At 34.1% G+C, this 11,945-nt stretch carries 13 protein-coding genes; 7 read left to right on the top strand and 6 right to left on the bottom strand.

The annotated features are described in order from the left end of the window. Window positions 1-5 precede the first annotated feature (5 nt). Window positions 6-977, top strand: coding sequence for a YpdA family putative bacillithiol disulfide reductase (locus H6X70_RS14895; protein ID WP_194768492.1), 972 nt, complete (start codon window positions 6-8; stop codon window positions 975-977). 8 nt (window positions 978-985) lie between these two features. Then, window positions 986-1,363: a VOC family protein gene (locus H6X70_RS14890; RefSeq protein ID WP_194768491.1), complete on the top strand. Its 378-nt coding sequence runs from the start codon at window positions 986-988 to the stop codon at window positions 1,361-1,363. 9 nt (window positions 1,364-1,372) lie between these two features. Here the strand turns inward: H6X70_RS14890 and H6X70_RS14885 are convergent, their stop codons facing one another. Continuing rightward, window positions 1,373-1,816, bottom strand: coding sequence for an Lrp/AsnC family transcriptional regulator (locus H6X70_RS14885; RefSeq protein ID WP_194768490.1), 444 nt, complete (start codon window positions 1,814-1,816; stop codon window positions 1,373-1,375). Between the two features lie 122 nt (window positions 1,817-1,938). Between H6X70_RS14885 and H6X70_RS14880 the strand changes: the two genes are divergently transcribed. Next, complete coding sequence (locus tag H6X70_RS14880; protein WP_194768489.1) at window positions 1,939-2,334, top strand: hypothetical protein; 396 nt, start codon at window positions 1,939-1,941, stop codon at window positions 2,332-2,334. A 70-nt stretch (window positions 2,335-2,404) separates the two neighbouring features. On the opposite strand, the gene H6X70_RS14875 is transcribed toward H6X70_RS14880, so the two are convergent. Both H6X70_RS14875 and H6X70_RS14870 read right to left on the bottom strand, forming a co-directional pair. Further along, entirely contained in the window at window positions 2,405-2,545 is a 141-nt protein-coding gene (locus H6X70_RS14875) for a hypothetical protein (RefSeq protein WP_194768488.1), read from the bottom strand. Window positions 2,546-2,794: 249 nt separating this feature from the next. Continuing rightward, a complete protein-coding gene (locus tag H6X70_RS14870; RefSeq protein ID WP_194768487.1) occupies window positions 2,795-6,256 on the bottom strand; it encodes a methylmalonyl-CoA mutase family protein in 3,462 nt (1,153 codons plus the stop codon). Window positions 6,257-6,401: 145 nt separating this feature from the next. Here H6X70_RS14870 and purU point away from each other — a divergent pair, with 145 nt between their 5' ends. The 4 genes from purU (at window position 6,402) to H6X70_RS14850 (ending at window position 8,678) form a co-directional block, all read left to right on the top strand. After that, window positions 6,402-7,256 (top strand): formyltetrahydrofolate deformylase, encoded by an 855-nt coding sequence (gene purU / locus H6X70_RS14865; protein WP_194768486.1) that lies wholly within the window; start codon window positions 6,402-6,404, stop codon window positions 7,254-7,256. Between the two features lie 58 nt (window positions 7,257-7,314). Further along, entirely contained in the window at window positions 7,315-8,049 is a 735-nt protein-coding gene (locus tag H6X70_RS14860) for a DUF4197 domain-containing protein (protein WP_194768485.1), read from the top strand. 144 nt (window positions 8,050-8,193) lie between these two features. Continuing rightward, complete coding sequence (locus tag H6X70_RS14855) at window positions 8,194-8,391, top strand: Lacal_2735 family protein (RefSeq protein ID WP_194768484.1); 198 nt, start codon at window positions 8,194-8,196, stop codon at window positions 8,389-8,391. Between the two features lie 92 nt (window positions 8,392-8,483). After that, window positions 8,484-8,678, top strand: coding sequence for a Lacal_2735 family protein (locus H6X70_RS14850; protein WP_194768483.1), 195 nt, complete (start codon window positions 8,484-8,486; stop codon window positions 8,676-8,678). 213 nt (window positions 8,679-8,891) lie between these two features. Here the strand turns inward: H6X70_RS14850 and H6X70_RS14845 are convergent, their stop codons facing one another. The 3 genes from H6X70_RS14845 to prfA form a co-directional block, all read right to left on the bottom strand. Further along, on the bottom strand, window positions 8,892-9,668 hold the full coding sequence (locus H6X70_RS14845; RefSeq protein WP_194768482.1) for an ABC transporter substrate-binding protein: 777 nt from the start codon (window positions 9,666-9,668) through the stop codon (window positions 8,892-8,894). 66 nt (window positions 9,669-9,734) lie between these two features. Next, window positions 9,735-10,553 (bottom strand): orotidine-5'-phosphate decarboxylase, encoded by an 819-nt coding sequence (gene pyrF / locus H6X70_RS14840; RefSeq protein WP_194768481.1) that lies wholly within the window; start codon window positions 10,551-10,553, stop codon window positions 9,735-9,737. 103 nt (window positions 10,554-10,656) lie between these two features. Continuing rightward, window positions 10,657-11,733, bottom strand: coding sequence for a peptide chain release factor 1 (gene prfA / locus H6X70_RS14835; RefSeq protein WP_194768480.1), 1,077 nt, complete (start codon window positions 11,731-11,733; stop codon window positions 10,657-10,659). Between the last annotated feature and the right edge of the window lie 212 nt (window positions 11,734-11,945).

Raw genomic sequence — 11,945 nt, 5'->3', positions numbered from 1 at the left:
AAAATTTGAAAAAAGTACAGAAAGACATCATAATAATTGGTGGTGGTCCTATAGGTATTGCATGTGCCTTGGAATGCCAAAAAAGAAACTGGAATTATGTGATTATCGAAAAAGGCACTTTAGCAAATTCACTTTTTAACTACCCAAAAAACATGACGTTTTTTTCAACTTCCGAAAAGTTAGAAATTGACGACATTCCATTTATAAGCAACAACCCAAAACCCAACCGCGATGAGGCTTTAGAATATTACCGACGCGTAACTACTTCGAATAAATTGCATGTTAATTTGTATGAAACGGTAGTTTCTGTCAACAAAAATTCAGAAACTTTTGAAACCATTACAGATAAAGCACACTATACATCAAATCAAGTTATCCTTTGTACAGGGTTTTATGATATCCCTAAACTTTTAAACGTGCCTGGAGAGCATTTAGATAAAGTGTCACATTATTACAAAGAAGCCCACAATTACACTTTACAAAATGTCATTATTGTAGGTGCTAGCAATTCGGCTGTTGATGCAGCTTTAGAAATTTGGCGTAAAGGAGGCCAAGTTACCATGGTAATTCGTGGCGAAACTATTGGTGAGCGTGTAAAATATTGGGTGCGACCAGACATTTTAAACCGTATTGAAGAAGGCAGTATTACCGCCTACTTTAGCTCGGAAATTGAAGAAATAAAGGAAGATTCTGCCATTATAAAAACTCAAAACGGCTCTGTAACTATTCCAAATGATTTTGTAATCGCCTTAACGGGATATCTTCCTGATTTTGATTTACTAAAAAACAGTGGTATCACCTTATCTAAAGACGAAAAATGCATACCTGAATATGATAGTAACACCATGGAATCGAACATTAAAGGACTGTATTTGGCAGGCGTAGTTTGCGGTGGCAAAGAAACACATAAATGGTTTATTGAAAATTCTAGAATACACGCCAAATTAATTGCCAAACATATTGAAAGCATAAAATAAGCTTTATTATGAATTTAAATCAAGTAACCATTCCATCGCTAAATATTGAAAAATCAATCGCTTTTTATAAAACCTTAGGATTGCATCTTATTGTTTTTACACATCCACGGTATGCCAGATTTGAATGCCCAGATGGCGATGCTACATTCTCGATTCATCAGGTAGATGCATTACCAAAAGGACAAGGGATTACAATCTATTTTGAGGAAACGAATTTAGATGCTGCCGTAGAAAAACTGTTATCAAAAGGCATTGTTTTTGACGAGTTGCCAGAAGACAAACCTTGGCTATGGCGTGAAGCACGTTTAAAAGATCCTGATGGCAACCAAATCATTTTATATCACGCTGGAAAAAACAGAAAAAATCCGCCGTGGCGCTTAAAGTAACTTAAAAAATTATTTAATTGGCGTAACTTCCTTTTGTTTTACGACGTTTGAAAGTACAATTTGAGTTTTAGATTCGCCATAAGAAATAAGCTGATCGATAAAAGATTCAAGATGTTTTTGGTTTTTTAAAACAACCTCCATAACAATATTTTCATCACCTGTAATTCGGTAACAATTTATAACTTCATCGTAAGTTTTTACTTTTTCTAAAAAGGGTCTCAACTTCCCCATAAAAGCCCTTAAAGTAATGATGGCTTTTAGCTGGTAACCTATTTCAAAAGGTGACACAATCGTTTTATAACCTTCAATAATACCTAGGTCTTCCATTTTTTTGATACGCTCTGAAACAGCCGGGGAACTAATACCAACTTGACGGCCAATTTCGGCATTTGAGAGCCTCGCATTTTGCTGTAAGCACTTTAAAATCTTACTATTAAGGGCATCTACACTCATTTAAAGGAATTTTAACTATTATAAATTAAAAACTAAAGCAAATATACAATTTTACTTTAAAAACTAAAGTTGATTTTGTTTTCTTGTGAGTAATTTTGAATAAAATTCTTAGAAAAAGAGCCATGTCGTCTAATATCCCACTAAACCTATCGGAATTACCTATTTACCAAAAGGCATTGGAGATTTTTACATTGTCCCAAAATATTTCAATGTACCTAAAGGATGACTTATCCATTCTAAAACCCGATGGGTCAGAAGATAACGATATTTATTTTTCTGGTGACATCATTCAACAGTCAGTTGCATTAGCTCCAGAAATTCTAAATGCTGAATTAGAAAGACACTCCGAACGTCGCCATAAACACATTGCTTCGTTAAAAAGGCTAACTAATAAACTTTACAAAAATTCGTATCGATTAGAACGTTCAAATAGTAACGGCAAAGATTTTTTACCCATTTTAAGAAACGAGTTAAGAAAGTTTAAAAAGTTACAACGAAATTGGATGTTAACTTTGTAAAATTCTCCACAAAAAAAATCCTCAAGAACCTATAATTCTTGAGGATTTTTTATTGGTTTGAGTATAAATACTAACCGATTGACATGCGTTTCTTGCTATTCATAATACAGCCTTCAGCTAAATAATATTTTTCCGATTTCACTGTATAAACTAACCAATCTAAATAATTTTTAGAGCGTCTTTTAAACTTGTACTTGAGGGTTGATTTCATAGGGAATAAATTTAAAGTTTGGGTTAAACCATGCTAAATTAATAGCACCTTATGAATGAATTTACACCTAGAAAATTAAAGCCAAAAAATATTTTAAATAATTTAGATTAAGGGTTTACATAATCCTATTATCTGTTTTAAATTGTCAAAAAACAGGATGAAATCGCTTTATAAAACCAGAGAGCTTTAATATGAGTCGTTCAAAACAAAACACAATCCACTTATAATCAACAAAATAAAATTATTTAACTACATGTTTCTTCTGTACTGCCCACCAACTTTAAACAACGCATTTGTTATTTCACCAAGCGAACACACTTTACAAACATCCATTAAAGCTTCAAAAATATTTTCATTATTGATGGCTTTTTGTTGTAAGTCTTTTAATAATGCCTCTGTATTATTGACTTGATGCAGCTGCTCTAAAGTTTTAATTTGAAGTTGTTTTTCTTCTTCGGTAGCACGAATCACTTCCGCAGGTAAAACTGTTGGAGACCCTTTACTGCTTAAAAAGGTATTCACGCCTATTATTGGAAAATCGCCATTATGTTTTAAGGTTTCGTAATACAAACTCTCTTCTTGAATTTTACTGCGTTGGTACATCGTTTCCATGGCTCCTAAAACACCGCCACGTTCGTTAATTCTATCAAACTCTAAAAGCACAGCCTCTTCTACTAAATCGGTTAATTCTTCAATAATAAATGAACCCTGAATAGGATTTTCATTTTTAGCTAAGCCCAACTCTTTATTAATTATAAGTTGAATGGCCATGGCGCGACGCACCGATTCTTCTGTTGGTGTGGTAATCGCTTCATCGTAAGCATTTGTGTGCAGCGAGTTACAATTATCGTAAATCGCATACAAGGCTTGAAGCGTGGTGCGAATGTCGTTAAAATCAATTTCTTGAGCATGTAAACTACGCCCCGACGTTTGAATATGGTATTTAAGCATTTGCGCTCTGGCATTAGCTCCATATTTATGTTTCATGGCTTTTGCCCAAATTTTACGAGCCACACGACCAATAACAGCATATTCTGGATCGACACCATTGGAGAAAAAGAACGATAAATTTGGTCCGAATTTATTAATATCCATGCCACGGCTTAAATAATATTCCACGTATGTGAAACCATTAGATAAAGTTAGCGCCAATTGGGTAATGGGGTTTGCGCCTGCCTCGGCAATATGGTAGCCTGAAATGGAAACCGAATAAAAGTTCCGCACATTATTCTCAATAAAATATTCCTGCACATCGCCCATTAAACGCAAAGCAAATTCTGTTGAAAAAATACAGGTATTTTGCGCTTGATCTTCCTTTAAAATATCTGCTTGAACGGTACCACGAACTTGAGAAATCGTTTTGAATTTTATGTCTTGATAGATATTACTCGGTAAAACTTGATCGCCAGTAACGCCTAATAATAGTAGACCTAACCCATTATTTCCTTCTGGGAGGTTTCCATTATATTTTGGTCGTTCGGTATCTTTATAAAGCTTTGCAATTTTAGTTTCTACCTCTTTTTCTAAACCATTTTCTTTGATGTAAATTTCACATTGCTGGTCTATGGCCGCATTCATAAAATAACCTAATAACATAGGCGCAGGACCGTTTATTGTCATGCTTACCGAAGTTAAAACATCGGCTAAATTAAACCCAGAGTACAGTTTTTTAGCATCGTCTAAACAACAAATAGAAACGCCTGCATTTCCAATTTTACCGTAAATATCTGGTCTGTTATCTGGATCATTTCCGTAAAGGGTCACACTATCAAAAGCCGTTGATAACCTTTTGGCTGGCATGCCTGCACTCACATAATGAAAACGCTTATTAGTACGTTCCGGACTCCCCTCGCCTGCAAACATTCGTGCCGGATCCTCACCTGTTCGTTTAAAAGGATACAAACCTGAAGTATATGGAAATTCTCCTGGCACATTTTCCTGCAAACACCATTTTAAAACATCGCCCCAAGCTTGATATTTTGGAAACGCTACTTTTGGAATTTGTGTATGAGATAATGATTCGGTGTGTGTTTCAATGTTGATTTCCTTATCGCGAACTTTAAAGGTGTAAATTGGATTTTTGTATTTATTCACTTTATCATCCCAACCCGTAATTATTTCCCAATTGTATGGATCGAGGTTCATTTTAACCTTATCAAATTCAGCTATAAGCAGTTTTACAAAATCGTTATTTTCCTTCTGAACAAATTTTGAAATAGCATCTTCATTCAATCCTAATTTGCCTATTAAAGCCAATTCGTCCGCTGTTGAAGATACATTTATAACAGAACAAATGGTTTTAAAAATTCCGTATAATTTTTGAGCAATTTCAACTTGTTCATTGGCTTTTTTATCATATGCTCTATTGTTTTCGGCAATTTCAGATAAGTAACGTGTTCGCGTTGGGGGAATTACAAATATTTTTTCACTAACACCACTTGAAACAACCATACTAGAATCTAAAACCGTTTCTGTTTTTTCAACCAATTTATTAATAATCGCTTTGTAAAGCGTATTCATGCCTGGGTCGTTAAACTGAGAAGCAATCGTTCCAAAAACAGGCAAATCTTCTTGTGGCGTATCCCAAAGCAGGTTGTTGCGCATGTACTGTTTTTTCACATCGCGTAGGGCATCTAGCGCTCCTCGTTTATCAAATTTATTTATAGCGACTAAGTCGGCAAAATCAAGCATATCAATTTTTTCCAACTGTGTGGCTGCACCAAACTCAGGAGTCATTACATAAAGTGACACATCTGAATGTTCAATAATTTCGGTATCTGATTGTCCGATTCCTGAAGTTTCTAAAATGATTAAATCGTATTCTGCAGCTTTTAAAACTTCAACCGCTTCATTAACATGTTTAGAAAGCGCTAAATTAGACTGACGCGTCGCCAAACTTCGCATATACACACGGTTATTATTAATGGCATTCATGCGAATTCTATCACCAAGCAGTGCGCCTCCTGTTTTTCGTTTTGAAGGATCTACAGAAATTATACCAACCGTTTTATCAGGAAAATCCATTAAAAAGCGTCGTACTAATTCATCAACCAAACTTGATTTCCCTGCGCCTCCGGTCCCTGTAATTCCTAGAACAGGCACCCCTCTTAACTTCCCCGAAGGAGAGGAATTCTCACTCTGTGGGTTGAATAGTTTATCAAAAACATCATGTTGATTCTCTGCAAACGAGATTAAACGAGCAATTGTAGAAACATCTTTATCTTTTAAACTTGCTTTAATCTCTTTTCCTTTGGGAAGGATTAATGATGGGCTTTGAAAATCCGATTGTTCAACCAAATCGTTAATCATGCCTTGTAAGCCCATTTCGCGTCCGTCATCTGGCGAATAAATACGTGTTATGCCATAATCCATTAAATCTTTAATTTCCGAAGGCAAAATAACACCACCACCTCCGCCAAAAATCTTAATATGTTCTGCGCCGTTTTCTTTTAAAAGATCGAACATATATTTAAAATATTCGTTGTGACCGCCTTGGTAGGAAGTTAAACAGATTGCGTTAACATCCTCTTGAATAGCCGTATTTACAACCTCTTCCACGCTTCTATCGTGACCTAAGTGAATCACCTCAACACCAGTGGCTTGAATAATACGTCGCATGACATTAATGGAGGCATCATGACCATCAAAAAGTGATGCTGCGGTAACGATTCTAATTTTATGTTTGGGCTTGTAAATTGCTTGCTGATTCATTCGTAACGATTCTCTTATTTTAGTCTGGCAATTTACGAAATATTCAAAAAATCAAACCATTTCCTTGATATTATCTAAAACTATATTCTATGTTTAGTCTTTTATATTTTTAACCTAATTTTGAAAGATTAAAGATTGAATTCTAATGACAAAAATTACCATACTTATACATTGTAAGGATCAACCAAATATTATTGCTTCCATAACAAATTTTATTGCACAAAAAGGTGGAAATATTGTTTATATCGACCAGTATGTTGATAGAGAACAAGACATCTTTTTTATGCGTTTAGAGAGCGAATTTGCTGCTGAATCATTTTCAACTATAGATTTTAAAGCGGCTTTTAAAAGTGAATTAGCTGAAGTATTTAAAATGAAATGGCGTATTTATTCTTCGGAAAAAAAGCCAAAAATGGCCTTGTTTATTTCGAAATACGACCACTGCTTATACGATTTGCTAGGACGCTATAATTCTGGAGAACTAAACTTAGAAATCCCTTTTATAATAAGTAACCATAGGGATTTAGAGCATATTGCTAAAAATTTCAATATTCCGTTCTATCATATTCCAGTAACTAAAGACACCAAAAAAGAAGCTGAAAATAAACAACTTGAATTATTAGAAGCGCATAAAATAGACTTTATTGTGCTTGCGCGATACATGCAAATTGTTTCAGATCGATTGATTAGTAAGTACCCTAACAAAATCATTAACATTCACCATTCTTTTTTACCTGCCTTTGTTGGCGCAAAACCTTATCATTCAGCCTATAAACGTGGCGTAAAAATTATTGGCGCTACAAGTCATTATGTCACTGAAGAATTAGATGCAGGTCCTATTATCGAGCAAGATGTTGCCCGAGTTTCTCACGCCCATGCCATAACCGATTTAATTGCTAAAGGTAGAGATTTAGAGAAAGTAGTTTTAGCCAATGCCGTAAAGCTTCATGCCAATAGAAAAGTAATGGTTTATAATAACAAAACAGTTATTTTTACCTAAACCGGAGATTTTCAATTTCAAAATATACAATTCAATTTCAAAATAAAAAGCCCTAATTATGATTCGTACTTTTTTAGCTATCACCGCTGTTTTTAGTTTAACTGCCTGCGCAGAATTACAACACGCCACAAATCAAATCACTCAGCCACAAACAAGTACTAGTTCTAATTCTGGTACAAGTGTACTTGGAAATGCTGATATTGCTGCAGGATTAAGACAAGCCTTAGACTTAGGTATTGAAAAACAAGTTACAAAGCTGACTAAAACTGATGGTTTTTATAAAAATGATATGGTTAAAATTCTTTTACCAAAAGAATTACAGAAAGTAGATAAAAGCCTTAGAAGTATTGGCTTAGGCAGTTTAGCCGATGAAGGCCTTAAAGTACTTAACAGAGCTGCTGAAGACGCCGTAAAAGAAGCGACACCTATTTTTGTTGATGCTGTTAAAGACATAACTTTTAACGATGCTAAAGCCATTTTAACAGGCAGCGATGATGCTGCAACGCAATATTTAACTTCGAAAACCCAAACATCACTTTATGATAAATTTAATCCCGTAATTAAAAACTCCTTTAGTAAAGTGGGCGCCGACAAAATATGGACAAATTTGATTAATAAATACAATACGATTCCATTTACGGAAGCTGTTAACCCAGATTTAACCGATTATGTCACTCATGAAGCCTTAGATGGTGTTTATAAAATGATTGCAGTTGAAGAAAAAGACATAAGAACAAAATATTCATATAGAAGTACAGATTTACTTAAAAAAGTATTTGCTTTACAAGACTAAAATACACCAACTTAATTTTCTAAAACCGAATGATTTTCATTCGGTTTTTTTATGCCGTTAATTTTTTATTAATTTTTTAAACAGATTTTAAAAATTTAAATAAAAAAAATGTATATTTAAGTACTTGTTTATCAAGCAATAACAATGAACAGAATTGACGCCATAAAACTTCATGAAGATAAACTCTACAGAGATTACAAATCTCTTGTGGAGCAAGCTTATAATTTGCGTCAAACAGATTCTGCGCTGAGTGATATTTCAGAGTATCGTGCGATAAAACTGCTTAACAAACTCAATAGATTAAAATACCTCTATCGAGAACAGCAGAATTCGGTCATCTAACTATTTTATTTACCATTTATTTAACTTTTAAAGAACATCTAGGGCATTATACTTGCTCGTACTTTATTATATAATTTTAAAAATATAACATTATGAATGCCTCAATATTAACCCAATGCAACAAGTTGCTTGATAGATATAAACAACTTATAGAACAAGCCTATAACTTCAGTCAAATAGATGCCGCTTTGAGCGATATTTTAGAATTTAAAGCTATTAAAATCCTTAATGAAGTAAATAAACTCAAATACCTAACTACAAATCAGGTTAGATTTGCCAGTATTTAATTCCTTATCGTTTTTTTAACCTTTAAAAAACATCTAAACAACAGGTTTTCACGTACTTTATATAAATAAAAACTGACACTATTATGAACAATCATTTTTGCCGAGTAGGAAAGATTAAGCCTAACTTAAATAAGTTAATTAGCTTAAAAGAATTAGAAAACAGAATTGCAAACTTTGTAGAAGATACAACCAAAGTAGAATATTCAGAAGATTTTAATGGAGCGTTCTAAAATACTTAAACGCTTTCATGAGTCTTGATCCATACCAAGAGAACATTTCCCCATCCACGAGTTTCACTGTGCTATTGGGCAAATTTTCTTGTACCTCATTTTTATGAGATTCTTTAAACGGAAAAGGTTCAGACGACAATAAAATCAACTCTGCATTACCGCATAAGCTAGAATTAGAACATTCTATTTCTGGATATCTACTTTTGTGTCCATACACATTTTCAAATTTATTAAGGGACAACAAATAATCTATAAAAGTATTACTTGCTGCAACCATCCACGGATTTTTCCAAATGAAATAAGCCACTTTTAAAGCTGGTTTATCCTTTATAAATATTTTAAATTCTGAAGCTTCTTTGTTTACCGTTTCAATAATTTGTGAAGCCCGCTCTTTACAGTTGAAAATTTCACCGTATTGTCGCATCAGCTCCAAACTATCATCTAAAGTATAAATATCGGAAACATGGACGTTGCAAATTAACTGGCAAGCTTCAACAATCTCTAAAGTGTTTTCTTCCTTATTACATAAAATAATATCAGGCTGAAGTGCTTTAATTTTATCTATTTTAATTTGCTTTGTTCCGCCTACAACAGCAACTTCTTTTCTTATAGAATTAGGATGAATACAAAATTTGGTAACTCCAACAAGACTATCCTTTAATCCTAAATCACATAGTAATTCGGTTTGACTTGGCACTAATGAAATAATGCGTTTAGGCGTTTTTTCTAAATGAATTACACGTTGAAGTTGGTCTATCATATTAAAGTTTAACAAGCTTAGATTCCAATTTAAATCGAAAGCAACTTAACGGAGCCAAGTCACTGTTTATTGTTTACTCAAAATAACCGCCATTTCATTTTGAAGCTCCTCTGCTTTAGTGGCTGCAGCTTGCGCAAAATCGATTTGATTTGAAGCATAAATTACACCTCGTGATGAGTTAATAAGCAACCCTACTGTATCGGTCATACCGTACTTACAAACATCTTGCAAGTTTCCGCCTTGAGCACCAACCCCTGGAACTAATAAAAAGCTATTTGGGATGATTTTTCGAATATCGGCTAAATACTCTGCTTTAGTAGCACCAACAACATACATTAAGTTTTCTGAGTTGGTCCATGTTTTTGAAGTTTCTAAAACCTGTTTATAAACCTCTTTACCTTCAATGGTTTTCGTTTGAAAATCGAAAGCACCTTGATTAGAAGTTAAAGCTAATAGAATGGTATGCTTATTATCAAAAGCTAAAAAAGGTTCTACAGAATCTTTCCCCATATACGGTGCAACTGTAACAGAATCGAAAGCTAAGTCTTCAAAAAAAGCTTTAGCATACATGCTACTTGTATTGCCTATATCTCCGCGTTTAGCATCAGCAATTGTGAAAATTTCTGGATGATTAGCGTTTAAATATTGAATCGTTTTTTCTAATGATTTCCAACCTTTTAATCCGTATGCCTCATAAAAAGCTGTATTGGGTTTATAGGCTATACATAAATGATGCGTCGCATCAATAATGGCTTTATTAAACGCAAAAATGGGATCGTCTTCCTTAAGAAGGTGTTTTGGGATTTTATTTAAATCGACATCCAATCCAATACATAGAAAGGATTTCTTTTTCTTTATTTCTTGAACGAGTTGGGTTGTTGTCATATCCTCCTTAATCCTCCTATGGAGGAAACTTTTACGTAATTACTTTTATTATTAAACATATCTAGCCGAGTGTCTTTCCTTAAGAAAAGAGTCAGATTGGGAATTAAATTACATCTTTATTAGCTTTCAACTTTTCGGTGTTTTCAGCCAATTGTAATTCGTCTATAATTTTTTGAATATCGCCATTCACAATATTTGACAAATCATAAAGTGTTAAACCAATTCTATGATCGGTTACACGGCCTTGCGAATAGTTGTACGTTCTAATTTTAGCACTTCTGTCGCCACTAGTTACCATGGTACCACGTAAAGCAGCATCTTCTTCCATCTTTTTGGCTAATTCTAAATCGTACAAACGCGAACGTAGTACTTTAAAGGCTTTCTCTTTATTTTTATGCTGCGACTTCTGGTCTTGACACTGTGCTACCAAACCTGTTGGGATATGCGTTAAACGCACTGCAGAATAGGTTGTGTTTACCGACTGACCTCCTGGACCCGAAGAACAGAAAAAATCGATACGAACATCTTTAGGATTGATTTCAACATCAAACTCTTCAGCTTCAGGAAATACCATTACTGTTGCGGCACTGGTATGAACACGACCTTGAGTTTCGGTTTGTGGCACACGTTGCACACGATGTACTCCGGCTTCAAACTTTAAAGTTCCGTAAACATCATCGCCAGTAACTTCAAACTGAATTTCTTTAAATCCACCATTGGTACCTTCACTAAAATCTACGGTATCGACTTTCCAACCGCGACCTTCGCAATATTTCGTATACATTCTAAACAAATCGCCAGCAAAAATACTCGCTTCATCACCCCCTGTTCCTGCACGTAATTCTACTACGGCATTCTTAGAATCTTCAGGATCTTTAGGTATTAAAAGTACTTTTATTTCTTCTTCTAACTTTGGAATCCCTTCTTTAGCCTCATCATATTGCATTTTGGCCATTTCAACCATTTCTGCATCACTTCCATCTGAAATAATTTCTTCAGCTTCAGCTAAATTATTAGTCAGTTCCAAATATTCCTCGCGTTTATCCATAAGAATACGCAAGTCTTTATACTCTCTATTTAGCTCTACGTAACGTTTTTGATCTGAAATAATATCTGGTTGAATGATTAAATCGCTAACCTCATCAAAACGTTGCTTTACTATTTGTAATTTCTCTAACATCTGCCTTTTTTAATTGGATGTCAAAAATACGATAATTTATGAATTTTCAACACCTAGAACTCTTGTTTAAATTTATGTTAACTTCGGGTCAATCTCAAAAGTTGTGGAGCATCTAAAAAAGCAAGACCTTTGAATAAAAATTTTTAATGCCATCAGATTCATTATTAGCCATAGCCAATTTATTACTTCCAGAAATACTTATTAAGTATTTT

Origin of the sequence: Tamlana sp. I1, assembly GCF_015355625.1 — a bacterium.
Classification (GTDB): domain Bacteria; phylum Bacteroidota; class Bacteroidia; order Flavobacteriales; family Flavobacteriaceae; genus Pseudotamlana.
This window is presented reverse-complemented; position numbering and strand designations above follow the sequence as displayed.

Excerpts from the sequence above, each read along its gene's own strand:
- H6X70_RS14890 (WP_194768491.1), top strand. The coding sequence starts at position 986 with ATGAATTTAAATCAAGTAACCATTCCATCGCTAAATATTGAAAAATCA.
- H6X70_RS14885 (WP_194768490.1), bottom strand. The coding sequence starts at position 1,816 with ATGAGTGTAGATGCCCTTAATAGTAAGATTTTAAAGTGCTTACAGCAA.
- H6X70_RS14880 (WP_194768489.1), top strand. The coding sequence starts at position 1,939 with ATGTCGTCTAATATCCCACTAAACCTATCGGAATTACCTATTTACCAA.
- H6X70_RS14875 (WP_194768488.1), bottom strand. The coding sequence starts at position 2,545 with ATGAAATCAACCCTCAAGTACAAGTTTAAAAGACGCTCTAAAAATTAT.
- H6X70_RS14870 (WP_194768487.1), bottom strand. The coding sequence starts at position 6,256 with ATGAATCAGCAAGCAATTTACAAGCCCAAACATAAAATTAGAATCGTT.
- purU (WP_194768486.1), top strand. The coding sequence starts at position 6,402 with ATGACAAAAATTACCATACTTATACATTGTAAGGATCAACCAAATATT.
- H6X70_RS14860 (WP_194768485.1), top strand. The coding sequence starts at position 7,315 with ATGATTCGTACTTTTTTAGCTATCACCGCTGTTTTTAGTTTAACTGCC.
- H6X70_RS14855 (WP_194768484.1), top strand. The coding sequence starts at position 8,194 with ATGAACAGAATTGACGCCATAAAACTTCATGAAGATAAACTCTACAGA.
- H6X70_RS14850 (WP_194768483.1), top strand. The coding sequence starts at position 8,484 with ATGAATGCCTCAATATTAACCCAATGCAACAAGTTGCTTGATAGATAT.
- H6X70_RS14845 (WP_194768482.1), bottom strand. The coding sequence starts at position 9,668 with ATGATAGACCAACTTCAACGTGTAATTCATTTAGAAAAAACGCCTAAA.
- pyrF (WP_194768481.1), bottom strand. The coding sequence starts at position 10,553 with ATGACAACAACCCAACTCGTTCAAGAAATAAAGAAAAAGAAATCCTTT.
- prfA (WP_194768480.1), bottom strand. The coding sequence starts at position 11,733 with ATGTTAGAGAAATTACAAATAGTAAAGCAACGTTTTGATGAGGTTAGC.